Raw genomic sequence first — 24,743 nt, forward strand, 5'->3', positions numbered from 1 at the left:
ACCCACCTGCGCAAGCAGGGCATCGAGATCGTCACCATTGCCGGCGCCGAACTCGGCCGTGGCCGTGGCGGCCCACGCTGCATGAGCTGCCCCAGCGAACGAGACCCGGCCGCCTGAGCCACGTACAAGAGGACCGCCATGACCACCACCGCCACCAACGCGACGAACGTCGACCTGCGAGGCCGCTCCTACCTCAGCGAACTCGACCCGGACGTGAGGTTCATGCACTGCCTGCCGGCCCTGCACGACCGCCGTACCCACCTCGGTCAGGGCCTCTTCGACCGCTACGGCCTGGACGGACTCGAAGTCACCGACGGCGTCTTCGCCTCACCGGCGTCGATCGTCTTCGACCAGGCCGAGAACCGGCTGCACACCATCAAGGCCGTACTCGTCGCCACCCTGGAGGACTGAAGCCATGCGTATCGTCGTCGCCCTCGGCGGCAACGCCCTGCTCCACCGCGGCGAACGCCCCGACGCCGCGATCCAGCAGGCCAACATCGACCGCGTCGCCACCGCCCTGGCCGCCCTGGCCCACGAGCACGAGATGGTCCTCACCCACGGCAACGGCCCCCAGATCGGCCTGCTCGCCATGGAGAGCGCGGCCGATCCCGACCTCACCGCCCCCTACCCGCTCCATCTGCTCGGCGCCCAGACCCAGGGCATGATCGGCTCCCTGCTGGCCTGCACGCTGCACGACGCCCTCCCCGGCCGCCCCATCGCCACGATCGTCACCCACACCCTCGTACGGTCCGACGACCCGGCGTTCGCACGGCCCACCAAGTTCGTCGGCCAGGTCTATCCCCGGGAGGTGGCCGACGCCCTCGCACGCGAACGCGGCTGGCACATCGCGCGGGACACCGCCGGCTGGCGCCGCGTCGTTCCCTCCCCGGCACCGGAACGCATCCTGGAGACCGACACCGTCCACGAACTGCTGAACAGCGGCACCCTCGTGATCTGCGCGGGTGGCGGAGGCATCCCCGTCACCGCGGACAACGACACCGGCGCGTTGACGGGAACGGAGGCCGTCATCGACAAGGACCTCACGGCCGCCCTGCTCGCCGAGGACCTGAAGGCCGACTTCCTGCTCATCCTCACCGACGTCCCGTGCGTGTACGAGGACTACGGGTCCCCCGCCCAGCAGCCCGTCCCCCGTGCCACCCCCGCCGAACTGCGCCGCAAAGGCTTCCCCGAGGGCTCCATGGGGCCGAAGGCCGAGGCCGCCGCCCGGTTCGTCGAACGGACCGGAGGGCTCGCCGGCATCGGAGCCCTGGACGCGGCGTACGAGATCGTCCACGGCCGGTCGGGCACCCTGATCCGCCGGGACCTCACGGTCGGCTGACGGGCGGGTGCGGAGGAACGGCGGGCTGCCGGGCCCCCTGAACCCGGGGGCCGAACGGCCCTCCCGTGGGCGCTGTCCGGCACTCCCCGTGACGATCACGGACGACGAGCGTCGAAGCGCAGGACACGAACGGGGGAGAGGAACGGCGACGACCGCAACCGTGAAGGTCGGAGACCGGGTCGACGTACTGCCCTTCCACAAGCTCGGAGCACCGAAGTGCGAGGCACTCGGCATCCCCTTCCCGCTGCGCGACCCCCGGTTCCCTCCCCCGCCCTGGTCGGATGCGTCCACGAGCGCTTCAAGGAGCGGGGCGTGCCCGCCTACGGACGGGCGAACAACGCGCGGTACGCGGCAACGGCTGCCGTCGGCGACGCGTGGCGTCCGGCGTCCCCGGCGGCGAGCGATGCGATCACGGCGGCCGTCATGAGGGTGGGCGTGGACTCGGGGCCGACCGACAGCGGCCGTGAGGAACCGAACAGCGCGTACAGCGCGGGGACCGGCAGGATCGCCCACAGTCCGGTGACCGACGGCAGCCCGGCCACGCCGGCGTAGGCCATGGCCTACGGCACCAGGTATGCCGCCACGGACATCCCGGCGAGCAGGTCACCCCTTGAGCCACGCCCACCGGTAGCCGGGACGTGTGACCAGGCCTGGCGCCGGCCGGTGCCACTCCGGCAGGTGCCTGGCCGAACCCTGGGACATGTGCCGCCTTCCGTCGTCCGGCCCATGATCCACCGGCGCGGGAACCAGGGCGGGACCCCGCGCCCCGGTGTGCCGCACCCGGCCCAACGGCCCCTGCGAACAGGGCCGTTCGACCCCGTGACCGTGGACCTTCGGCATCCGTCGCCGGTCGGCGTGCGCGGCCAGAGTGAGCGGTGTCAGGGACCGACCCGACCGCCCCCGAAGGGAACCATGACCATGGCCGTGCACGAGCACCCGCACCGGAGCCCCGGCTTCCACCTGCCGTCGCTGCGCAGGAACCGGACCGCCTCCGCAACCGAGCCGGACGTGTCGGCAGCCACCGGCACCGCGCGGGCCTACGCCTTCGCCTCCCTGCGTCTGTTCACCGGGTTCGTCTTCCTGTGGGCGTTCCTCGACAAGACGTTCGGGTTCGGCTACGCGACCCCGTCCGGCAAGGGCTGGATCGACGGCGGCTCGCCGACGAAGGGTTTCCTCGGCTCCGTCGCCGTCGGACCGATGGAGTCCACCTTCCGCTCCTGGGCCGGCGACCCGTGGGCGAACTGGCTGTTCATGCTCGGTCTGCTCGGGATCGGCGTCGCCCTGGTCGCAGGAGTCGCGCTGCAGCTCGCCGCCGTCGCCGGCACCGTGATGATGGCGCTGATGTGGATCGCCGAGTGGCCGCCGGCCAAGCACCTCTCGGACGGCTCGGCGAGCATGTCGACGAACCCGTTCGTCGACTACCACCTGATCTACGCCGTCGTCCTGATCGTCCTGGCCGCTGTCGCCGCCGGCGACACCCTGGGTGCGGGGCGGCTCTGGGCCAAGCTGCCCTTCGTCCGCGACCACAGCTGGCTGCGCTGACCACAGACGGTGCGGTGGGCCCCTCACGCGGCCCACCGCACCGACGCGTGCAGGGGGTCGGTCGGCCCTGAACCGGGACCAGTGGCCCCTGCACGCCGAACCGCCCGAGGACGAGGCTGGAACCGGATCCGTCACCCCAGGAGGTGGAGATCATGCTCCGCACCATCACCGTAGGTCTCGACGGCTCGCAGGAGAGCCGGGCCGCCGCGGAATGGGCGGCCCGCGAGGCGAAACTGCGCGGCCTGCCGCTGAAGATCGTGCACGTGTGGGAGCCGGTGCCGGCCCCCATGGCACAGGCCCCGCTCCTGGGAGCCGAGACCCAGCAGCACTGGACCGAGAGGATTCCCCGGGAAGCCGCCGCAGGCATCCGGCTGCGCCACCCTGGCGTCGAGGTGTCCACGAAGCAGGTCTCCGGCAACCCGGGTGACGCACTGGTCGAAGCGGCGAAGAACGCCGAACTGCTCGTCCTGGGCTCGCGCGGCTTCAGCGGGATCGGCGGGTTCATGGTCGGCTCGGTCGGCCTGTCCGTCGTCGCGCACGCGGACCGCCCCGTCGTACTGGTCCGCGCGCAGGAAACGGCCGCCGACGAACACGAGATGGACCCTGCGGGCATTCCGTCCGCCGCGACCCCGTTCCGGCCCGTCGTCCTCGGACTCGACGTCGAGCACCCGGACGAGACGCTGATCGAGTTCGCCTTCGATGCCGCCAAGCGCCGCGCGACCTCCTTGCGGGCCGTCCACGGCTGGAACCCGCCCGCCTACTACGCCTACGACACGCCCGGCAACCGGGCACTCGCCCTGAGCGCGTCCGAGGCCGTGACCAAGGTGCTGCACCCCTGGCGCAAGAAGTTCCCGGACGTGGAGGTCGTCGAGACGTCCCGCTTCGGCAGCCCGGCCGTCCACGTCGTGGAGGCCTCCAGGGAGGCCTCCCTGGTCGTCGTGGGCCGGCGGATCCGCCGTAACCCCTTCGGCGCCCACATCGGCCATGTCGCGCATGCCGTCCTGCACCACTCCGCCGCCCCCGTCGCCGTCGTCCCTCACGACTGACCCGCCCCTCCTGGGGAGAAGAGCCCCACGGCGAAGCCGGTGGCTCCCGCCCCGGGGTCGCGGGCGTTCAGGCCGGGAACCGCCTCCGCGAGGAAGGGGTCCCCGGTCTCTTCGAGGACCAGGACGACGGGACAGGACGAAACGGCCACGGTGTCCAGGTCCCGCACGCCGGTCACGACCGGTTCCGCCGCCCCGGGGACGGCCGGGTCCAGTGCCGGTTCACCCGGGGCGGCAGCCCGCGCCGGGGCGCTTCCCAGGAGGGCCGGCGGACGGCCGCGCGGCAGGGTGCCGAGCGGCCGACGTGGGCGACGATGACGCGTTCCACAAGGTCTTCCTTCTTCTGCCCTCCGGCCGGATCGGCCGATGTCGACCGGCACCTCGGGCGGCTGGCGCAGGGCGTGACGACGAAAGGTCCGTGGCTGTGCCTTCTCGCGGTTTTCCGAGGAGGCACAGCCTCAGCCGGTGCGGTGCCCCCACTGCGGGCCGACCAGGTCCCACTCCCGGTCCCAGCCCGCCATGCGCCGCTGGTCGAGCCGCCGGCGGGCGAGCGCGCCCACGGCGTGGACACCGCCGACGAGGGAGAGCCCCGCGAAGCCGCCCATCACGGCCCCCTCGACGGTGGCCTCCGTGGCACTCGGCGGTTCGGTGACCAGCGTGCCCTGGCCGTCCTGCCAGAGCACGACACGGGTTCCGGACTTCAGACCGGTGTCGACCAGGGTGTTGTCGGTGCGGCTGGAGCCGTCGGGGGCTGTCCAGCGGACCTCGGCCAGGGCTTTGTCGCCCGAGGACCCCCTGCCTGCTGTGGGGTTCGGTACGTCGGTGAGGAGGACGGCGTTCACGGTATGCCGCTCCGCGCGCTGCTGGTCGAGTGTCGCTTCGGTGGCGTGTGCCGCGACCAGGCCGACGGCGGTGCCTCCCACGACGGCGAGTGTCCATACGGCGAGCACGACCCAGGCCTCGACGATGTCGTCACGCCGACGCAGCGGGTTGCTCCGCAAGCGCCAGAACCGCTTCCTCGTCGGCTTTCCGCGTCCCATGGCTCCGCACCTCTTCCGGTCGTTCGTCACACCTCGAAGGTGGCAGTCCTGCCGGGGGCCCGACACGGGCCGACCAGGTGCGGTCGTGGGGCCGAACGGCCTGGATCGCAGCGGGACTTGGCAGGACCTCCGACACACAGGGGTGGATCTCGAAGACCCCGCCGAGCCCGGCGGCGCGGACGACCCGCGAGAAATTGCCACCGCCGGTGACCAGGCGCAACCGTCCGGATCGGGCCAGGACCCGGTTGCGGACCCGGCACAGGGCCCCGAGCCCGGCGCAGTCGATGAAGGACACAGACGTGAGGTCGACCACCAGGTCGGGGTGCGGGCCGCAGGTCAGCGAGTCGAGGAGTGCCCTCAGCGGGATCGCCGTCGCGAGGTCGATCTCGCCGGACGGCGTCACGACGGTCGTTCCGCCGACGGTGCGGACCGTCGGGACCGTGGAGGGAGGTACGGACCTCGTGAGGGTGTCGGTCATGGTCAGATCCAAGCCGCGCCGACGGCCGGTCCGGAAGAGTCGAACGGTCCCCTTCTGCCCGGTCCGGTCGGCCCTCGGCCACCCTTTGCCGCGGGTCGCGCCCAGGCTCCCGTCCCGTCGGCCGAGGGGGCCGACCGGCCCAAGCGGCTCCCACGCACAAGGGCCAGACTGGACATGCGGGGCGATTCGGTGTGAGGGCGCAACCGGTCCCCGACCGGCTGCCGACACCTCACCACCGGGCCCCCGGGCCCCGCAGCGGAACGAACTGGGGTGAGGAGCGCCATGAAAGCCTTCGTGTTCCACGGTGCCGGACAGTCCGCCTGGGAAGACGTCCCGGACCCGGCAGTCAAAGAGCCCACCGACGCCGTCGTACGCGTCGACTCGGTCACCATCTGCGGCACTGACCTGCACATCCTCAAGGGCGATGTACCCGAGGTGCGCCCCGGTACCGTGCTGGGCCACGAGGCGGTCGGCGAGATCGTCGAGGTCGGCAGCGACGTGCGGACGGTACGGCCGGGAGACAGGGTTCTGGTCTCCTGCATCACCGCCTGCGGGCGCTGCGCCTACTGCCGTCAGGGCGGCTACGGCCAGTGCCGGGGCGGCGGGGGATGGATCCTCGGCCACCTGATCGACGGCACCCAGGCCGAGTACGTCCGTGTGCCGTACGCCGACCTGTCCGTACATCCACTGCCCGCCGCCATGGACAGCGCCGACGCCGTCCTGCTGGCCGACATCTTCCCCACCTCCTACGAGGTGGGCGTCCTCAACGGCCACGTCCGGCCCGGGGACACCGTCGTCGTGGTCGGCGCCGGACCCATCGGGCTCGCCGCGATCAGCACGGCCCGGCTGTTCTCCCCCGAGCGGATCGTCGCCGTCGACCTGGCCCCGGCCCGGCTGGAGGCCGCGCGCAAGCTGGGTGCCGACGCGGTGGCCGACGCCCGCGAGGCTCCCGAGCAGTTGGTCGCCGACCTCACGGACGGACTCGGCGCGGATGTCGTCATCGAGGCCGTCGGGGTGCCGGAGAGCTTCGAACTCTGCACCCGGACGGTCCGCCCCGGCGGCCATGTCGCCAACGTCGGCGTGCACGGCAAGCCCGCGACCCTGCACCTCGAAGACCTGTGGATCAAGAACATCACCATCACCACCGGCCTGGTCGACACCTACTCCACCCCGACCCTGCTGCGCATGGCCGCCGCCGACCGCCTGCCCACCTCGCAGCTGGTCACCCACACCTTCCCGCTCGACCGCATGGAAGAGGCGTACGACGTCTTCGCCCGCGCCGCCGACACTGGCGCCCTGAAGGTCGTACTCGGCGAAGAACGGCACGACGTCGTGGCCGTGGGCACGGTCTGAGGGAAGGAGATGACGACCATGACCGAACGGACACCGGCCGATGCCGGGACAACGGCGGACGAGCGCCCCCTGGGTGACCTGGGCCGCCGTATCTCCGCACGCCGCGCACGAATGGGCCTGAGCCGGCAGGAGACGGCCGACCGGACAGGCATGGCACTCAGCTACCTGAGCTACCTGGAAGAACATCCCGGCGCCGCACCGAACCGCGGCACGCTGGAAAACCTGGCCGCGGCCCTGGAGACCACGGCGGCGGAACTTACCGGCGGCACCGCCGATCTCCCGCCCGGCCGCGAACAGGCCGCCCGTGCACCGGAGTTCACGAAGATCGACGCCGACGAGTGCCGGGCCCTGCTCGGCACGCACGGTGTGGGGCGGATCGCTGTGACCACCACCGAGGGGCCGGTCGTCGTGCCCGTCAACTACGGCGTCTTCGACGGCAGAATCGCCTTCCGGACGGCCGCCGGCTCGACGCCGTCGCTGGCGGACGGGCACCGGGTGGCCTTCGAGGTCGACCGTATCGACGACGCGTTCAGCTCCGGCTGGAGCGTGCTCGTGTGCGGGCCCGCCCGCACCGTCACGGACCCCGACGAGACACACCGGCTCGACGCGGAGACGTTCAGCGCGCCGTGGGCGGGCGGCCCGCGTGACCTGTGGGTGCGGATCGAGGCGCGCACGGTCACCGGGCGACGGATCACCACATCCTGATGCCCCGTGCGTAGCCCGAGCCGGTGAGCGGCCGGGAACTCATGGGCGGGACCACGGTCTACGGCCCGGAGCCCAGTCCTTGAGGGGCTGTGGCACTGAACAGTCGTACGCCCGGTGCCGCAACGGCGCCGGGCGTACGACTGCCTGGGGGAGCGACATCAGGGGACATCGGGAAGGCGCCCCCGCGCAGTACCCGCTCAGTGCTGCCGGACGGGCCCGCGCCGGGCCACGGCCTGCCGCAGGCCCGTCTCCGTGAAGGTGAGCGCCGCGGCTGCGATCGCCGCGAGCAGGAGCAGGCCGATCGCGTAGGTGCCGTACTCGCCGTACAGCGAGCCCATCAGCAGGGGCGGGACGAACCCGCCCAGGCCGCCCGCGGCGCCGACGATGCCGGTGACCGAGCCGACCTTGTTCGCCGGAGCCAGCAGGGCGACCAGTGCGAACACGGCGCCGCTGCCCGCGCCGAGGGCGGCGCCCATCGACAGGAAGGCGAGGGTGCCGACCGGCGCCAGGGCGGGAGTGAACGCCTGTGCGAAGGCGCCGGCGAGCACCACGGCCAGCGAGCCGCCCAGCACCCGGACCGGGCCGAAGCGGTCCGACAGCCAGCCGCCGAGCGGCCGCATCGCCACCGCCAGCAGCACGAACCCGGCCATGCGGTTGGCCGCGTCGGCCTGGGTGAGGCCGTAGCCGGTCTTGAGGTACGTCGGCAGATAGACGGAGAAGGCCACATAGCCGCCGAAGGTGACCGCGTACAGCGCGGACGCCTGCCAGGTCACGCCCAGCCTCAGGGTGGCGGCCAGCCGCCGGGCCAGCGGCTCGGTGGGCACCGTGCGGCCTGGCGCGTCCCGCAGGACCAGAGCGGCCAGGACCGCGTAGGCCGTCAGTACGCCGGCGGTGATCAGGAACGGGTCGGCCATGCCGTACGCGTCGACCAGCCTCACGGTCGAGAGCGCGCTGACCGCGGTGCCGCCCATGCCCGCGCCGAAGATCCCGATGGCCAGGCCCCTCCGCTCGGGCGGGAACCAGGCACTGACGAACGGCACGCCGACGGCGAAGGCGGTGCCACCGACACCGAGGAAGAAGCCGCCCGCCAGCAACGCGGTCAGCGAGTCGTGTCCGGCCAGGCCCAGGTAGAGCACCGGGACGACGGTGGCCGCCGAGACCAGTGGGAACATCACCCGGCCACCGAACCGGTCGGTGAGCGCACCGACCGGGACCCGCCCCAGTGCCCCGACCACCACCGGCACCGCCACCAAGAGCGACTGCTGGAAGGAGGTCAGGCCCAGGGTGTCCTTGAACCGCGGGCCCAGCGGGCTGAGCAGGGCCCAGGCCCAGAAGTTGACGGCGAAGCCGGTCGTGGCGAGCGCCAGCATCAGCCACGCGCGAGGCGGGACGGACGTGCCGGCCGGCGGGATCCCGTCCTGGTTCCTCGGCTTCCTCGACGGATGGAGCATGGCCATCGGTTCCTTTCCGCTCGCGCTGTGGGGCGGCCCCGGAGAGCGTCTCGGGGACGAGGGCCTTCGGCGGCACGGAGCGTGCCGGTCGCCCGGCGGCCACTCTCCGCTCGGGACCGGTCCCCGGAGATGGGGCCGGAGGTCCCGGACTCCGGGCCCGGCGGCCCTCGTTCCAGGAGGCCGACGGGGCCGGACTGGTGGGCGACCCGGTCGAGCGACCCCGGGGCGCGGCTAGGGCCGGGGTCAGGGACCGACCGGGCCCTGGGTCGGGGCCGTTCGGCCCAGCGCGGTTCGTGGCCCGGCGCGGCTAGCTTCTGCGGCCATGGAGGACGAACAGAACGCACGACAGGGACAGCCGAACGGCACCGAGGGCTGGCCCCTGGCCATGCGTCGGCTGCTGACACGCCGTGAGGTGTCGGACGACGGACGCGCGGTGTTCGGCACCGGCGACCCGGCCTGGGAAGGCTTCTACCGGGACCGCTGGTCGCACGACAAGGTGGTGCGCTCCACCCACGGCGTCAACTGCACCGGTTCCTGTTCGTGGATGGTGTACGTCAAGGACGGCATCATCACCTGGGAACACCAGGCCACCGACTACCCGTCCATCGGCGCCGACTGCCCGGAGTACGAACCGCGGGGCTGCCCGCGCGGGGCTTCCTTCTCCTGGTACACCTACTCGCCCAGCCGGGTCCGCTACCCGTATGTGCGGGGCGAGTTGCTCAAGTTGTGGCGCGAGGCCCGGCGCCGCCTGGGCGACCCGGTGGCCGCATGGGCGGAGATCACCGGCGACCCGGCGAAGGCACGCGCCTACAAGCGGGCCCGAGGCAAGGGCGGTCTGGTGCGCGCCGACTGGGACGAGGTGTCCGAACTGGTCGCCGCCGCCCATGTGCACACAGTCAAGGAGTACGGTCCCGACCGCGTCGCCGGTTTCTCGCCGATCCCGGCGATGTCGATGGCGTCCTTCGCGTCCGGGGCCCGCTTCCTCTCGCTGATCGGCGGCACCCTGCTGTCCTTCTACGACTGGTACGCCGACCTGCCGATCGCCTCGCCGCAGGTCTTCGGCGACCAGACCGACGTCCCCGAGGCCGCCGACTGGTGGAACACCGGCTACCTGATCATGTGGGGCTCCAACATCCCGGTCACCCGCACGCCCGACGCGCACTTCCTCACCGAGACCCGCTACAACGGCACCAAGGTCGTCGCCGTCAGCCCCGACTACGCCGACAACGTCAAGCACGCCGACGAGTGGCTCGCCCCGCACCCGGGCACGGACGGGGCGTTGGCGATGGCCATGGGGCACGTGATCCTGCGGGAGTTCCTCGTCGACCGTGAAGTGCCCTACTTCCAGGACTACTTGCGGACCTACACGGACGCCCCCTTCCTGGTCGCCCTGCGTGAGCACGGTGACCACGGACTCGTCCCCGACGGATTCCTCACCGCGGCCGACCTCGGCCACGGCGACGAGGAGACCGACGAGAACTCGGCGTTCAAGACCGTCCTCCTGGACCGGGCCACCGGCGAACCGGTGGTCCCCGGCGGCTCGCTCGGCTTCCGGTGGGGGGAGGCCGGGCGAGGCCGCTGGAACCTCGAACTGGGTGACGTCGTACCCGAGTTGAGCCTTCTGGAGCGGGCCGAGGACACCGTCTCGATCGCGCTGCCCCGGTTCGACGAGGGCGACACGGAGGGCGGCTCGGTCATGGTGCGCGGCGTACCGGTCCGCCGGGTCGGCGGACGCCTGGTCACCACCGTCTTCGACCTCATGCTCGCCCAGTACGGTGTCCACCGCCCCGGCCTTCCAGGCACCTGGCCCACGTCGTACGAGGACGCCTCCCAGCCGTACACCCCGGCCTGGCAGGAGACGATCACCTCCGTCCCGGCGGATCAGGCGGCCCGCATCGCCCGGGAGTTCGCCCGCAACGCCGAGCGCACAGACGGCCGTTCGATGATCGCGATGGGCGCGGGCACCAACCACTGGTTCCACTCCGACACCATCTACCGGGCCTTCCTGGCCCTGACCACCATGACCGGCTGCCAGGGCGTCAACGGCGGCGGCTGGGCGCACTACGTGGGCCAGGAGAAGATCCGCCCCATCACCGGCCTTCAGCATCTCGCCTTCGCCTTCGACTGGCAGCGGCCCACCCGGCACATGGCCGGCACCTCGTACTGGTACCTGAACTCCGACCAGTGGCGCTACGAGGCCTTCGGACCGGACGAGTTGGCCTCCCCGCTGGGAGACGGCCGGTTCGCGGGGAAGTCCACGGCCGACTGTCTGGCCCAGGCGATACGGCTGGGCTGGACCCCGGGGCATCTCGGGTTCAACCGCAACCCGCTCGACCTCATGGACGAGGCCGCTGCCCAAGGACGTACGCCTTCCGAGTACATCGTCGACGAACTCACCTCGGGACGGCTGAGGTTCGCCGCCGAGGACCCCGACGACCCCGCCAACTTCCCGCGCGTGCTGACCGTGTGGCGTGCCAACCTTCTCGGTTCCTCCGGCAAGGGCAACGAGTACTTCCTGCGCCACCTGCTCGGCACGGACGCGGCGGTCCGCGCCACCGAGACACCGCCCGAGGGCCGGCCCAAGGACGTGGTGTGGCGGGAGGAGGCCCCGGAGGGCAAGCTCGACCTGCTGGTCACCATGGACTTCCGGATGACCTCCACCGGGCTGCTCGCCGACGTCGTCCTGCCGGCCGCGACCTGGTACGAGAAGGACGACCTCTCCAGTACGGACATGCATCCCTTCGTGCACGCCTTCACCCCTGCCATCGCCCCGCCCTGGCAGGCCCGCACCGACTACGACGCGTTCCTCACCATCGCCGACCGGTTCAGCGAGCTGGCCGCCGGGCACCTGGGCACGCGTACAGACGTCCTCGCCGTACCGCTGCTGCACGACACACCCGACGAACTGGCCCAGCCCGGCGGGGTCGTGCGGGACTGGAAGGCCGGGGAGTGCGAACCGGTCCCCGGGCGCACCATGCCGAAGCTCGTCACGATCGAGCGGGACTACCCGGCGGTGGCGGAGAAGATCCGTGCGGTCGGTCCGCTCCTCGACCGGCTCGGCACGACGACCAAGGGCGTCACCGTCCAGGTCGGCCCCGAGATCGACGACCTGCGCCGCCGCTGCGGCACGGTCCGCGAGGGCATCGCCGCAGGCCGGCCCTCGCTGGCCACCGCCACCCATATGTGCGAGGCGATCCTGGCCCTCTCCGGCACCACGAACGGCCGTCTGGCCACCGAGGGCTTCCGCCGACTCCAGGAGCGGACCGGCAGTCCGGGCCTGGTGGAACTGGCCGCCGAACGCGAGGCCGAGCGCATCACCTTCGCCGACACCCGTGTCCAGCCCCGGGCGGTGATGACGTCGTACGAGTGGTCGGGCTCGGAGACCGGCGGCCGTCGCTACTCGCCGTTCGTCATCAACGTGGAACACCGCAAGCCCTGGCACACCCTCACCGGCCGCCAGCACTTCTTCGTCCAGCACGACTGGATCGCCGAGCTGGGAGAACAACTCCCGGTGTACCGGCCTCCGTTGAACACCCGCAGACACTACGGCAACGAGGAACTGGGCGGTGACCGGGCCGAGGTGACGGTCCGTTACCTCACCCCGCACTCCAAGTGGTCCATCCACTCGGAGTACCAGGACAACGCCTACATGCTCGCCCTCTCCCGTGGTGGCCCGGTGATCTGGATGTCCGTGGCGGACGCCGAGAAGATCGGCGTCAAGGACAACGAGTGGATCGAGGCGTACAACCGCAACGGCGTCGTCGCCGCGCGGGCCGTGGTCACCCACCGGATGCCCGAGGGCACGGTGTACATGTACCACGCCAAGGACCGCACGGTGAACGTCCCGAAGACCGAGGTCAGCGGCCGTCGCGGCGGCATCCACAACTCGCTGACCCGGCTGCTGGTCAAGCCCACCCATCTCGCGGGCGGCTACGCACAGTTCACGTACGCCTTCAACTACTACGGCCCGACAGGCAACCAGCGCGACGAGGTCACCGTCATCCGCCGCCGCAGCCAGGAAGTGGAGTACTGAGATGCCCCGTGGCGAAGCCACCATCGGACGCGTCATGGCCCAGGTGGCGATGGTCATGAACCTCGACAAGTGCATCGGCTGCCACACCTGCTCGGTCACCTGCAAGCAGACCTGGACCAACCGGCCGGGTGTCGAGTACGCCTGGTTCAACAACGTCGAGACCAAGCCCGGCGTCGGATACCCCCGCCGCTACGAGGACCAGGAGCAGTGGAAGGGCGGCTGGACGCTCGACAGGCGCGGACGGCTCGTCCTGCGCTCGGGCGGTCGCGTCAAACGGCTGCTCTCCCTCTTCTCCAACCCCGACCTGCCGTCCATCGAGGACTACTACGAGCCGGTCACCTACGACTACGACAACCTGGTCGGTGCCCCGGCGGGCCAGGACATCCCGGTCGCCCGCCCGCGCTCGGTCCTCACCGGGAAACCCACGGCGATCACCTGGGGCGCCAACTGGGAGGACGGCCTCGGCGGTGCGCCCGAGAACGCGGGCGACGACCCCAACCTGACCGGCGAGTGGGCCGAGAAGGTCCGCTTCGAGTTCGAGCAGACCTTTCTCTTCCACCTGCCGCGCCTGTGCGAACACTGCCTCAACCCGGCCTGCGTGTCGGCGTGTCCGTCCGGCGCGCTGTACAAGCGGGTCGAGGACGGCATCGTCCTGGTCGACCAGCACCGCTGCCGGGGCTGGCGCATGTGCGTCACGGCGTGCCCGTACAAGAAGGTGTACGTCAACCACGCCACCGGCAAGGCCGAGAAGTGCACCTTCTGCTTCCCGCGCGTCGAGGCCGGACAGCCCACCGTCTGCTCCGAGACCTGCGTGGGCCGCCTGCGCTACCTCGGACTGCTGCTGTACGACGCCGACCGCGTCGGTGAGGCGGCGGCGACGCCGGGGGAACAGGATCTGCTCGACGCACAGCGCGGAGTCCTCCTCGACCCCCGCGACCCCGAGGTGATCGCTGCCGCGCGCGCCGAGGGCATCCCGGAGGACTGGCTGGAAGCGGCCCGGCGCTCGCCGGTGTACGACCTGGTCATGCGGTACAAGGTCGCGCTGCCGCTGCACCCCGAGTACCGCACTCTGCCCATGGTCTGGTACGTCCCGCCGCTCTCTCCCGTCCTCGACGCGGTGGACGCGGCGGGCGGCGACCAGGACGACCCCGACCACGTCTTCGCCGCCGTCACCCGGCTGCGCATCCCCCTGGAGTACCTGGCCGAGCTGTTCACGGCCGGGGACACCGATCTGGTCGCCGGGGTCCTGATGAAGCTCACCGCGCTCCGCACCCACATGCGCGGACGCGCCCTCGGCCAGGCCGGTGACGAGAGCGCGCTCGAGGCCGTCGGGCTCACCGTCCGCGAGGCGGAGGACCTGCACCGGCTGCTCGCCGTCGCCAAGTACCAGGACCGGTACGTCGTCCCGGCCGCCCACAAGGAGGACGCCGCCGCGCTCTCCGCGATCGAGAGCCGCTGCCCGGTGGACTCCGCCGAGCCGTCCGAACGCCGGGTCCTGCTCGGCATGCCCACCCTGCGCCGCACAACCGACGGAGGCCACGCATGAGCCCCCTGCCCTCCACCATCCCGGCGATCGTCCGCACGCGCGTCAAGGCGGCCACCCGCCGCAGTCGCCCCGAGTCCCCCGAAGAAGTCGAGCGCCGCGCACTGCTGCTGCGCCTGCTCTCCCTGCTCCTGCAGTACCCGGACCGCCAACTGACCGACGGAAGAGGCCAGTTGGCGTCGGCTGTGGCCGTGCTGCCGGCGTCCCCGGCCGCCACCGAACTCACGGCCTTCATCGGCTGGTTCACTCGGGAGGACCCGGACGCGCTACAGCGGCACTACGTCGAGATGTTCGACCTGCGGCGCAAGAGCAGTCTCTACCTCACCTACTACCTGCACGGCGACACCCGCCGCCGGGGCATGGCCCTGCTCGCGCTGGCCCAGCGCTACCGGGCAGCCGGCTGGGAGACCGACGGCGGCGAACTCCCCGATCACCTCCCGGTCGTCCTGGAGTTCGCGGCACTCATGGGACCGGGCAGGGGCGAGGCGCCGCTCAGACAGCACCGGCGTGGACTGGAACTGATCCACCGCTCCCTGACGGACGCCGACTCGCCCTACCGTCATCTGCTCGCCGCACTGCGGGCCCTGCTGCCGCCGCCCACCAGGGCCGACCTCGCCGCCGTCGCACGGCTCGCGGCCGAGGGCCCGCCCGCCGAGGAGGTCGGCCTGGACCCTTACGGCTACGGCGAGTTCGCCCCGCCCGGCACCTTCGTCCCGCCCGAGCCCGCTCGGCCCACACGCCAGGAAGACACCCGATGAACGTCTCGACCGCCGACCTGCTCCTGTGGGTCGCGTTCCCCTACGCCTGTCTCGCCGTCTTCGCCGTCGGGCACGTCTGGCGCTACCGGCACGACCAGTTCGGCTGGACCACCCACACCAGCCAGCTCCTCGAACACCGCTGGCTGCGCTGGGGCAGCCCGCTGTTCCACGCCGGCGCGTTCGCCGTGATCGCCGGGCATGTGGTGGGACTCGCCGTCCCCGCCTCCTGGACCGATGCCGTCGGCGTCTCCGAGCACGCCTACCACACCACCGCCGTCTGGCTCGGCTCGGCGGCGGGCGTCGCCATGGTCGCCGGCCTCGGCATGCTGTGCGCCCGCCGGCTGCTGACCCGCAGGATCCGCCTCACCACGGACCGCGCCGACAAGGTGCTCTTCCCGCTGCTGGCGGCCACCGTCCTGATCGGCATCGCCGCCACCACCGCCCACAACGTGTTCGGCGGCGGCTACGACTACCGGGAGACCGTCTCCGTCTGGTTCCGCGGCCTCTTCGCCCTCCAGCCGCGGCCCGAGCCGATCAGCGGCGCGCCGCTGCTGTTCCGACTGCACGCACTCACCGCCTGCCTCCTCTTCGCCGTCTGGCCGTTCACCCGGCTCGTCCATGTCTGGAGCGTCCCGGTCGGCTACCTGGTCCGCCCCTACCTGGTCTACCGACACCGCGCCACACCGCCGGCCCTGGAGCCGCAGCCGCGTCGCGCCGTATGACACGCGGCGCGACATGGCCGGAACGGCCCCGTTTCCAGGGGCCGTTCGACGTTCCGGGGAGTTCCTCCTGCCCCTGCCCCTGCCCCTGCCCCTGCGTCGTGGCACGGCGAACGACGAGGATCGCCGATGGAAGGGCACCGACAGAGCGCGCGGAAGGGAGTCGGGCCCATGACTCTCCTCCGTCACGTGGTCGTCGGCGTAGAAGGCTCGCTGGTCTCACCCGGGAGCTGGACCTGGCCGCGGACGAGGCGGACCGCCGTGTCCGTGCGGACGGAGGCCGCGGAAGGGGAGCCGTACAGGTGGCGACCCGTGAGAGCGCGGACGCGGCCCTCACCGTTGTCGGCAGCAGGAGGCCCGGCGGGTGGTCCGCCTGCTGTCGGGCGCCGTGAGCCTGCGGCCGGCCGCACACACGAGAGGTCCGCTGCTCGGCGTACGCGGAGACCGGCCGCACGACGACGATCGCAGTGACGTGCTGCTCGGCCTGGAGGACGACACCGGCATGGAGGCGGCCGTCCATGCCGGTGGAGCAGGCCGAGCGGCGCGGTACGCGCGTGCGGGTTCTGCACTCCTGGACGCACCGGCACACCGCGTCCGCGCCTCCCTCGCCGATGCCGGGCGGGACACCCCAGTCGTCGTCGAATCGCATCGGCCCCATGGCCCTCACGGTGCCGGCTTCGGGGCGGACGCCCACGCTCTTCTGCACCATTCGCCCTGTCCTGTGTTCCCTCTCCCCACCGGGTGAGCGGTACCCCGCCGCCCGCCGCCTTTCGGCCGCCCCTGCCCGGCTCAGGCCTCGCCAGGGCGGTCGTCCGTGGTGAGCAGGAGACCGGTGACCAGGTCCGGTCGGATACGGATCGCCTGGTCCATCGTCCGGTCCACCCAGGGACGCAGCATGGTCCGGTAGCGGGCCAGCTGCACGGGGTCGGTGACGAGGTGGGCGTATCCCGTCACCACCACGCTCCAGCCCAGATGTGTGTCCGGGTCGATGCGGTCGGCCTCGTAGGCGACGACGACGCCGAGACCGTCCGCCCGCCGGGTGTACGCACTCACCTCGGCACCCTCATGGGTACGGATGACGATGTCACCGCTGTCCAGGACGTGATTGACCGGACGTACGGTCGGCAGGGCGTGCCGGGTGAAGACGATCCTCCCCAGGGACACGCTGCCCAGCAGGCGCAGCGCCTCAGCGGCGTCGAGCTCGACGCGCCGGCGCGGCTGCGCGGTGACGGGCGGCTGGTCTTCGTGGGTCATGGTGGGCTTCCGTCGGGGCGGCGAGTTGTTCCCGGACCGGCAGGTTGCTTGCCGCCGGTCGGTGGACGAGCGGAGCGGACCGCGGGGGATCGGTGCCGCTCCTGGCTTCACTGTCTCCGGGACCATGATTCTTCCCTAGGGCCGGATGGTCCCGGGCAAGGGGCCGTACGGCCCTCACATCTCGGGTGGGGCGGTCTCCCCGCTCGTCTCCCCGCCTCGCCACGGCGGCGTGGAAGAAGTGGACGGACTCCGGGCCGCCCGCAGACGCCGGTCTTCGTGGCTGGACCCGGTGCCACTGCCCGAGCTGTCGTCGTACACGTTCTCCCCGCGTTACCTGGGGCACTGGGGTGTACGACTGCGGCTGGAACGCGGGTGCCTGGGGGGCGAGGTGCCGGCGTCCGGCGGTTCACCGATCGGCATCCGGCTGCCGGACCGCGCGGTGCCCGTGGCCCCCGGGGGAGACGTGACGGCTGATCCTGGCGGACCGATCGCCCGGCCGAAGCACGGGTCGGACGAGGGCCGGTCGGCCCCCGCAAAGGACCTGGCAGCCCATCCTCCCGCGCGGGCCGCGGCGCCAGGCTGGGAGCAGGACGGAGAGCCGACCAGCCCTGGAGATGTCGCGATGGTGCTGCCCGTTGTCGCCGGAGTCGACGGTTCCGCCGAGAGCCTGGCCGCCGCCGCGGGGGTACCTCCCACGCCTTTCGGGCAGTGGGGGAGGGCGGCCCGCGAGGCCGTACGGCGTGAGCGGCCGTTGCGTCTGGTGCACGCCTGGAACGGGCATCCGCGCCAGGAAGAAGGCGAGAGGGAGATCGCGAACGCCGCCCAGGGGCATCTGGCGCGGCGTTCCCTGCGGCAGGCGGAGAAACGGATCCGCGCTGCGTGCCCTGGGGTCCGTCTCGCCGACGAGCAGGTGGAGGGGCCCGCGACGGCGGCCCTGCTGAAGGCCGCCGACCAGGCGGAGCCGATGGTGCTGGGCTCGCGCGGGCTGAGCGGCTTCACCGGGTTCCTGGTGGGCTCGGACGCGCTCGGCGTCGTGGCGTGGGCCACCTGGCCCGTTGTCCTGGTCCGGGCGGACGAGAAGGCGGCCGACGAACACCTCCCGGCGTGCGACCGGAGCCCTGCGACGGACACCGGCCACCGGGACGTCGTGCTCGCCTTCGAGGCGGCCGGGCCGCGCCACGCCCGTCTGCGGGCCGTGCACGCCCGGCAGGCGCCCGGTCCGCTCGGCCTCGGTGCCGGGAGGTCGGCCTGGTGCTGGAGCCCCAGCAGTCCTACGAGTGGCTGGGCTTCCCCAGGGCCGTGCTCCAGGTGTGGCGGGACAAGTGCCCCGACCTGGAGGTTCTCGAGAGCGTCGTCGAGGACAAGCCCACGACCGCGCTCGTGCGGGCCGCGACCGGAGCGGGCCTCCTCGTCGTCGGCCACCGCCTCGCCGAGCGGCCGGTCGGCCCGCGCACCGGGCACGTCACCCACGCGGCGATCCACCACGACGGCTGCCCCGTGGCCGTCGTACCGCATCTGTGAGGGATCGCCGAACATCAACTGCACCGACAACAGAGGGAGCTGACGACCATGCTGAAGCCTGTCGTAGCCGGTGTCGACGGTTCGCGCGAGAGCATCGCCGCAGCCGACTGGGCAGCCCGGGAAGCGCTGTTGCGGGGACTGCCACTGCGTCTTGTGCACGCCTGGGAGGGCCTGCCCGAGGACGACGGCGATGCCGATCTTCCCGAGCTGAGGGCACCGCAGTACCACGCGCGCCGGGTGCTGCGCGCCGCTGTCGAGCGGTTGAACGATCGTTACCCGGGGCTGTACATCGCCGCCGAGCAGGTGCGCAGGCAGCCCGGTCCGGCGCTGCTCGCCGAGGCGGAGGACGCCGAACTGCTCGTCATCGGAAGCCAGGGCCTGGGCGGCGTCGGCGGCTTCCTGTCCGGGTCGGTCGCAGGCGCCACCATGGCCCACGTGGACCGCCCTGTCGTCCTCGTCCGCGCCGCCGAGACCGAGGCGGACGAGCACCTGTCCGACGGCCCCCGGAAGGCGTCGGCCCGCACCCCCTACCGGGAGGTCGCGGTCGCCGTCGACACCGACGGCCCCTGCGACGACGTCCTGGACTTCGCCTTCCGTGCCGCCGAACTCAGGCACGCGCCGCTGCGTGCGGTGCACGCCTGGCACGTGCCGCTCAGCCGGGGCGTGGCAGGGCCGGAGGAGCGGGCGCGGATCCGGGCGGAGGCGGAACGCGAACTGACCGCTGTGCTCGAACCCTGGCGTGCGAAGTACCCCGGCGTCACCGTCCACGAGACCCTCCACGAGGGGCGCGCCGGGCACGTCCTCGTGCGGGCCGCGGAAGGGGCCGGCCTGCTGGTCGTGGGCCGGCGCAGGCGCCGCGTCGGGGTCGGCCCGCACACCGGTCCGGTGGTGCACGCGCTGATCCACCACGTGCCCCAACCCGTCGTGCTGGTGCCGCACGACTGAACGGATGACACGGCAGAAGTGCAGAAGTAGGGTGCGGGCCGCCTCCTGCGGCCCGCACCCCACTCGGTTGTCACCTGCCTCAGTCGTGCGGTACCACGGCGACGGGGCTCGCGGCATGGTGCAGCGCGGTGTGCGCGACGGGCCCGAGTTTCCACGTCAGGGGAGAGGCGTGCCGACGGCGGCCGATCACCGTGAGCCGGCTGCGCACGGAGGCGGACACCAGAGCCTGCCCGGCCGAGCCCGTGACGGCCTGCTCCACGACGGGCACGTCGGGGAACTTCTCCCGCCAGGGCGCCAACGCGGCACCGAGCAGGGCGCGTTCCTCGGCCTCTGCCCTGCCCTCGTGAGCGCGTGCCCGTACCGCACGCACACCCACGCCGTACGACTGTGCGGCGGTGAACGCGAACTCCAGCACCGGGTCCGCAGCCGCCTCCGGGTCCCGTACGCCCACCACCACCTCGTCCCGTTCCGCCGCTGCGGGGTGTCCCCAGCTCTCCTCCACGGCCAGGTCGCCGGCCCGGACGGTGACCGTCGGACACGGTGCGAGCCCCAGCACGTGCAGGCTGATGGAACCGAGCAGGAAACCGGCGAGCGAGCCGTGCCCACGGGAGCCGAGGACCAGCACGGACGCGTCCGCGCCCCGTTCGAGCAGCGCGTGGGAGGCGGTGTCCGACACCAGCTCCGTGGTCAGGTCGAGATCGGGGCGACGGTGGAGCAGCTCGGCCTCCGCGCGCCGCAGTACGTCCTGCCCGTACCGCTGCTTGCTGCGGGCCTCCTGCGGGATCGGCACGTTGAGCGGCTGCGTGGTCCACGAGTGCAGCAGGACCAGGGGCAGCCGCCTGCGGGCCGCCTCGTCGGCGGCCCACCACGCGGCGGTCACGCTCGCGGGGGAGCCGTCGAGTCCGACGACGACGGGTCCGGTCATGGCAAACCTCCTTGGTCTGGCGCGACCCGTGACGGGCAGCCGCGCGGCACGGTCCTGTCCTGGTTAACAGCGTCACGGGACGGGCTACGGCCGACACAGGGCCGGACGGTGTGCTTCAGGGGACCGGCCGGCCCTGTCCCGGCCCCGCGCGTGAGGAGAGCCTGAGGCGGGGGAAACGGGACCGGGCCGCCGAGCCCGATGCCGCCGTGCCGTGCGCCCGGCGGCCTGCGGCTGCCCGGGTCGTCCAGGCTGAGAGGGAAAGAGGGGACCGTCATGAACGGTTCGGTGGTGGGTCCCGCGGCGGGGCCGGTCGTGGTGGGCGTCGACGGCTCACGGTCGTGCATGGCCGCGGTGGAGACAGCGGCACGTGCGGCCGACCGGCTCGGGGTGGGGCTCCTGCCCGCGCACGCCCTGCAATGGCCGTCGGCGCACGTGCTGCCCGGTGTGCCACCGTGGGACCGGGGCGCGCCCGGAGCGCGCGAGGTGGTCGACGGCGCGCTGGAGGACGCCGAGCGCCGGGCCCGGCGGGCCGCACCCCGCGTACGCGTCACGCACGAGATCCTCATGGGCGACCCCGCGACGGTCCTGGAGTCCGCCTCCCGGGACGACTCCCTCACCGTGGTCGGCGGCCGTCCAGCGGCCCGTCGGCACGGCGGCGGGCGACGCGGCTCGGTCGCCGGACGGCTGGCCGCTCACGGCTGCTCACCGGTGCTGGTGGTACGGGGCAGCCCGGTCCCGGCCGGTCCCGTCGTCCCGGTCGCCGAGACCCCCGAGGGCGGGGCGGCGGCGGAGTTCGCGTTCGCCGAGGCGTCGGGGCGCGGCGCGGACGTGACCGTCCTGGACGGGACGCGGGCGCGGAACGCCTCGTCCGCAGCCGACGGCTCCGCCGATCTCCTGGCCGCGCCGGAGAAGAAGCACCCGGACACGGCCTTCCACCACGTCCGCGTCCGGGGCGGACTCCACCGGGCACTCGTCGAGGCGGGTACGGAAGCCCAGCTCGTCGTCATCGCGCCGCGCGGCCCCGAGGGCCTTCTGGGCGCGCTGCCGCACCCGACCCGCCGAGGGGCACCGCCCCACGCGGACCGCCCCGTCGCCGTGATCCGACCGGAGGAGGACTGACCATGGCCGAGCCGACGACACTCGCCGAGACAGCGCAACCCGGATCCGCCGAACCGCGCCCAGCCGCGGACGCCCACCGGCTCACCCCCGCGCAGGTGACGGCCCTGCTCGGCGTCGACCCGGCAGCGGGCCTGCCCACCGGGGCGGCAGCCGAGCGGGCCGCCGTCCACGGACCCAACCAGCTCGCCGAACCCGCCCACCGTCCCGAGTGGCTGAAGTTCCTGGACCAGTTCCGAAACTGGCTCATCGGCATCCTGCTCCTGGCCGCCGTGGTGGCGGCCGCCATGGGAGACCTCAAGGACGCCGTCGTGATCACCGTGGTCCTCCAGATCAACGCCGTCCTGGGCCACCTCCAGGAGCGCCGCGCCGAACGGAGCCTCGAAGCCCTGCGCCGGATGCTGGTGCCCACAGCCAGGGTCCGCCGTGACGGCACCGAACGGGTCGTCGCGGCACACACCCTCGTACCCGGGGACATCGTGCTCCTGGAGGCCGGCGACCGTGTCCCGGCCGACGGACGGTTAGTCGTCGCCGAGTCGGTGGAGGCGGCCGAGGCAGCCCTGACCGGCGAGTCCCAGCCCGTCGCCAAGAACACCGCGGCCACCGACCCGGCCACCCCGGGGCCGGTACCGGTGGCCGAGCGCACCGGCATGCTCTTCATGAACACCTCCCTGACCCGCGGCCGGGCCGAGATCATCGTCACCGCCACCGGCATGGACACCGAACTCGGCACGATCGCCGCCGAGTTGCGCACCGGGACCGAACCTCCCAGCCCCCTCCAGATCCAGCTCGACAGCCTCGGCAAGCGGCTCGCGCTCCTCAGCGGTGTAGCGGTCGTGCTGTACGCCCTCACCGCACTGGTCCGCGGCGAGTCGCTGTCCGACATCGCGCTGCGCGCCGTGGCCCTGGCCGTTGCCGCGATCCCCGAGGGGCTGCCCGCCGTGCTCGCCCTGACCCTGGCCCTCGGGGTGCACCGGATGGCCGGCCGGGGCGCCATCGTCAAGCGCCTGGCCGCGGTGGAGTCGCTCGGCTCGGCCACGGTCGTGTGCAGCGACAAGACCGGCACGCTCACCCTCAACGAGATGACCGTACGGTCGCTGTGGACCGCCGGGAGGCATTACGAGGTCACGGGCGAGGGCTACGCGACACGAGGTGAGATACGTGCTCCCGACGACCAGCAGTCCATGGGCGGCGGCGAGTTGAAGGAGGTACTGCTGCCGTTCGCCCTCTGCAACGACGCCCGCCTCACCGACGAGGGCGACGAGAACGGCGCCGGCGGCACGGGCTTCGTCGGCGACCCCACCGAGGCCGCACTCGTCGTCCTCGCGGCGAAGGCCGGCCTGGACGCCGACCGTCTGCGCACCGAGCGGCCCCGCACGGGCGAACTGCCCTTCGACGCGGCCACCAAGTACATGGCGACCTTCCACCCCGAACCCGACGGCCGCACCCGGGTCCTCGTGAAGGGCGCGGTGGACGTCCTGCTGGACCTCTGCACGGACATCGTCACCGAGGACGGAGTCCGCCCCCTCGACGAGACGCGCCGCGGTGAACTCCTCGCCGTCACCTCACAGATGGGCGGCACCGGCCTGCGGGTACTCGGCGCGGCCACGGCACTGCTCGACGAGCCCCCGGCCGCCTACGAGGCAGCCGCCCTGCCCGCACTGACGTTCCAGTCGGTCGTGGGGATCGCGGACCCGCCCCGGCCGCAGGCGCGTGAGGCCATGGCGCTGTGCCGGACGGCCGGGGTAGCCGTCAAGATGATCACCGGGGACCACGCGGACACGGCGGCGGCGATCGCCCGCGAACTGGAGATCACCGGCGACGTCGTCACCGGCGCCGACCTGGACCGTATGACGGAGGACGAACTCGCCGCGCGCATCGACGACATCGGCGTCTTCGCACGCGTCGCACCCCAGCACAAGGTCGCGATCGTACGGGCGCTGGCGAGCCGGGGCCACATCGTCGCGATGACCGGCGACGGCGTCAACGACGCCGCCGCGCTGCGCGCCGCCCACATCGGGGTCGCCATGGGACGCGGCGGCACCGACGTGGCCAAGGAAGCCGCCGACATGGTCCTCACCGACGACGACTTCTCCACCATCGTGCGGGCGGTGCGCGAGGGCCGCGCGATCTACGGCAACATCGTGAAGTTCGTACGCTTCCAGCTGGCCACCAACTTCGGGGCGATCCTGACCCTGCTGGGAGCCTCCCTGGCCGGGCTGCCCGCCCCGCTCACCGCCGCGCAACTCCTGTGGATCAACATCATCATGGACGGGCCGCCCGCGATGGCCCTGGCCGTCGACCCGGCCCGCGACGACGACATGCGCCACCCGCCCCGCGACCCGGGGGAACGCATCCTGGACGCCCGCCGCCTCTTCGCCATCGGCCGGGCCGGCGCGGTGATGGCCCTGGGCACGGTGACCGTGCTGGCCCTCGCCCGCCCCCGCGTCGGCACGGACACAGCCCTGACCATGGCGTTCACCACGTTCGTCCTGTTCCAGCTCTTCAACGCGCTGTGCGCCCGCGCGGAGGGCGGCCCCCTGCTGGGCCGTCACCAACTGCGCAACCGCACCCTGTGGCTGTGCCTGACCGGCGTACTCGCCATCCAGGCCGCGGCGGTGCACCTCCCCTGGGCCCGCGACGCCTTCGGCACCGTGCCGCTCGACGCCGGGCAGTGGGCCGTGTGTGCGGGAACGGCGTCCACCGTGCTGCTGGCCGAACTGGTGGCGCGCGCGGTGGGGGCGGGGTGGCATCGCGGGACCGACGTGACCTCCCGGACCCGCCGGAACACGGCGTCCTGACGTGCCGTCCGCTGCTCGAGCCGGGCCCGGGCACTGCGTCTCGACGCTTTCCGGCACGTGTTCACGAGGCTCACGGGGAGCGGGTGGTGGTGCACGCCGCTGAGCGCGGCGTACGGCTGCGCACCGACGCGCCGCATCGGACTCGGGGCCTTTCCATCTGCCGCTCGGCGGGTGTCG

General features: G+C 72.6%; 18 protein-coding genes and 5 pseudogenes. 16 read left to right on the plus strand and 7 right to left on the minus strand.

Going from position 1 to position 24,743, the window contains the following annotated elements; all coding sequences use genetic code 11:
• The 4 genes and pseudogenes from OG787_RS47195 to OG787_RS47210 all read left to right on the plus strand — a co-directional run.
• A pseudogene (locus OG787_RS47195) lies at window positions 1-117 on the plus strand (arginine deiminase family protein); the annotation flags it as partial.
• Window positions 118-204: 87 nt separating this feature from the next.
• Window positions 205-411: pseudogene (locus tag OG787_RS47200) on the plus strand (ornithine carbamoyltransferase subunit F); the annotation flags it as partial.
• Between the two features lie 4 nt (window positions 412-415).
• Window positions 416-1,339 (plus strand): carbamate kinase, encoded by a 924-nt coding sequence (locus OG787_RS47205; protein WP_405539688.1) that lies wholly within the window; start codon window positions 416-418, stop codon window positions 1,337-1,339.
• A gap of 172 nt (window positions 1,340-1,511) precedes the next feature.
• Window positions 1,512-1,663 (plus strand): annotated as a pseudogene (locus tag OG787_RS47210) (pyruvate formate-lyase 1-activating enzyme); the annotation flags it as partial.
• Between the two features lie 26 nt (window positions 1,664-1,689).
• Here the strand turns inward: OG787_RS47210 and OG787_RS47215 are convergent.
• Window positions 1,690-2,041 (minus strand): annotated as a pseudogene (locus tag OG787_RS47215) (SulP family inorganic anion transporter); the annotation flags it as partial.
• A gap of 216 nt (window positions 2,042-2,257) precedes the next feature.
• Here OG787_RS47215 and OG787_RS47220 point away from each other — a divergent pair.
• The gene (locus tag OG787_RS47220; RefSeq protein ID WP_405539689.1) at window positions 2,258-2,881 is read left to right on the plus strand and encodes a hypothetical protein; all 624 of its coding nucleotides are present in this window, start codon (window positions 2,258-2,260) and stop codon (window positions 2,879-2,881) included.
• A 152-nt stretch (window positions 2,882-3,033) separates the two neighbouring features.
• Complete coding sequence (locus OG787_RS47225) at window positions 3,034-3,927, plus strand: universal stress protein (RefSeq protein ID WP_369029837.1); 894 nt, start codon at window positions 3,034-3,036, stop codon at window positions 3,925-3,927.
• Here OG787_RS47225 and OG787_RS47230 read toward each other — a convergent pair.
• The 3 genes from OG787_RS47230 to OG787_RS47240 form a co-directional block, all read right to left on the minus strand.
• Window positions 3,918-4,103: a hypothetical protein gene (locus OG787_RS47230; RefSeq protein WP_369029836.1), complete on the minus strand. Its 186-nt coding sequence runs from the start codon at window positions 4,101-4,103 to the stop codon at window positions 3,918-3,920. The two genes, OG787_RS47225 and OG787_RS47230, sit on opposite strands and share 10 nt — an antisense overlap.
• A gap of 279 nt (window positions 4,104-4,382) precedes the next feature.
• Complete coding sequence (locus OG787_RS47235) at window positions 4,383-4,925, minus strand: hypothetical protein (protein ID WP_405539690.1); 543 nt, start codon at window positions 4,923-4,925, stop codon at window positions 4,383-4,385.
• The gene (locus OG787_RS47240; protein ID WP_405539691.1) at window positions 4,897-5,442 is read right to left on the minus strand and encodes an STAS domain-containing protein; all 546 of its coding nucleotides are present in this window, start codon (window positions 5,440-5,442) and stop codon (window positions 4,897-4,899) included. The genes OG787_RS47235 and OG787_RS47240 overlap by 29 nt, the downstream gene beginning before the upstream one ends.
• Before the next feature lie 282 nt (window positions 5,443-5,724).
• Between OG787_RS47240 and OG787_RS47245 the strand changes: the two genes are divergently transcribed.
• Both OG787_RS47245 and OG787_RS47250 read left to right on the plus strand, forming a co-directional pair.
• Complete coding sequence (locus OG787_RS47245; RefSeq protein ID WP_405539692.1) at window positions 5,725-6,795, plus strand: zinc-dependent alcohol dehydrogenase family protein; 1,071 nt, start codon at window positions 5,725-5,727, stop codon at window positions 6,793-6,795.
• A 9-nt stretch (window positions 6,796-6,804) separates the two neighbouring features.
• Window positions 6,805-7,500 carry a pyridoxamine 5'-phosphate oxidase family protein gene (locus OG787_RS47250; protein WP_369029831.1) on the plus strand — a complete coding sequence of 232 codons (696 nt, stop codon included), beginning with the start codon at window positions 6,805-6,807 and terminating at the stop codon, window positions 7,498-7,500.
• 197 nt (window positions 7,501-7,697) lie between these two features.
• Here OG787_RS47250 and OG787_RS47255 read toward each other — a convergent pair whose 3' ends face one another.
• On the minus strand, window positions 7,698-8,951 hold the full coding sequence (locus tag OG787_RS47255; RefSeq protein WP_405539694.1) for a nitrate/nitrite transporter: 1,254 nt from the start codon (window positions 8,949-8,951) through the stop codon (window positions 7,698-7,700).
• 322 nt (window positions 8,952-9,273) lie between these two features.
• Between OG787_RS47255 and OG787_RS47260 the strand changes: the two genes are divergently transcribed.
• The 4 genes from OG787_RS47260 to narI are packed head-to-tail and all read left to right on the plus strand — an operon-like array spanning window position 9,274 to window position 16,007.
• Complete coding sequence (locus OG787_RS47260; RefSeq protein ID WP_405539696.1) at window positions 9,274-12,984, plus strand: nitrate reductase subunit alpha; 3,711 nt, start codon at window positions 9,274-9,276, stop codon at window positions 12,982-12,984.
• A gap of 1 nt (window position 12,985) precedes the next feature.
• On the plus strand, window positions 12,986-14,530 hold the full coding sequence (narH, locus tag OG787_RS47265) for a nitrate reductase subunit beta (protein ID WP_369029829.1): 1,545 nt from the start codon (window positions 12,986-12,988) through the stop codon (window positions 14,528-14,530).
• Entirely contained in the window at window positions 14,527-15,285 is a 759-nt protein-coding gene (gene narJ / locus OG787_RS47270; RefSeq protein WP_369029828.1) for a nitrate reductase molybdenum cofactor assembly chaperone, read from the plus strand. The genes narH and narJ overlap by 4 nt, the downstream gene beginning before the upstream one ends.
• Window positions 15,282-16,007: a respiratory nitrate reductase subunit gamma gene (gene narI / locus OG787_RS47275; protein WP_369029827.1), complete on the plus strand. Its 726-nt coding sequence runs from the start codon at window positions 15,282-15,284 to the stop codon at window positions 16,005-16,007. The genes narJ and narI overlap by 4 nt, the downstream gene beginning before the upstream one ends.
• A gap of 786 nt (window positions 16,008-16,793) precedes the next feature.
• Here the strand turns inward: narI and OG787_RS47280 are convergent.
• A complete protein-coding gene (locus tag OG787_RS47280) occupies window positions 16,794-17,258 on the minus strand; it encodes a pyridoxamine 5'-phosphate oxidase family protein (RefSeq protein WP_369029825.1) in 465 nt (154 codons plus the stop codon).
• Between the two features lie 622 nt (window positions 17,259-17,880).
• Here OG787_RS47280 and OG787_RS47285 point away from each other — a divergent pair.
• Together OG787_RS47285 and OG787_RS47290 are read left to right on the plus strand one after the other, a co-directional pair.
• A pseudogene (locus tag OG787_RS47285) lies at window positions 17,881-18,779 on the plus strand (universal stress protein).
• 48 nt (window positions 18,780-18,827) lie between these two features.
• Window positions 18,828-19,724 (plus strand): universal stress protein, encoded by an 897-nt coding sequence (locus OG787_RS47290; protein ID WP_369029824.1) that lies wholly within the window; start codon window positions 18,828-18,830, stop codon window positions 19,722-19,724.
• A 79-nt stretch (window positions 19,725-19,803) separates the two neighbouring features.
• On the opposite strand, the gene OG787_RS47295 is transcribed toward OG787_RS47290, so the two are convergent.
• Window positions 19,804-20,649 carry a universal stress protein gene (locus tag OG787_RS47295; RefSeq protein WP_405539697.1) on the minus strand — a complete coding sequence of 282 codons (846 nt, stop codon included), beginning with the start codon at window positions 20,647-20,649 and terminating at the stop codon, window positions 19,804-19,806.
• Between the two features lie 273 nt (window positions 20,650-20,922).
• Here OG787_RS47295 and OG787_RS47300 point away from each other — a divergent pair, with 273 nt between their 5' ends.
• Both OG787_RS47300 and OG787_RS47305 read left to right on the plus strand, forming a co-directional pair.
• The gene (locus OG787_RS47300) at window positions 20,923-21,768 is read left to right on the plus strand and encodes a universal stress protein (RefSeq protein ID WP_405539698.1); all 846 of its coding nucleotides are present in this window, start codon (window positions 20,923-20,925) and stop codon (window positions 21,766-21,768) included.
• Between the two features lie 2 nt (window positions 21,769-21,770).
• Window positions 21,771-24,566 (plus strand): cation-translocating P-type ATPase, encoded by a 2,796-nt coding sequence (locus OG787_RS47305; protein WP_369029821.1) that lies wholly within the window; start codon window positions 21,771-21,773, stop codon window positions 24,564-24,566.
• Window positions 24,567-24,743: the final 177 nt, after the last annotated feature.

The sequence above is a fragment of the Streptomyces sp. NBC_00075 genome, from assembly GCF_045041225.1.
GTDB lineage: Bacteria > Actinomycetota > Actinomycetes > Streptomycetales > Streptomycetaceae > Streptomyces > Streptomyces adonidis.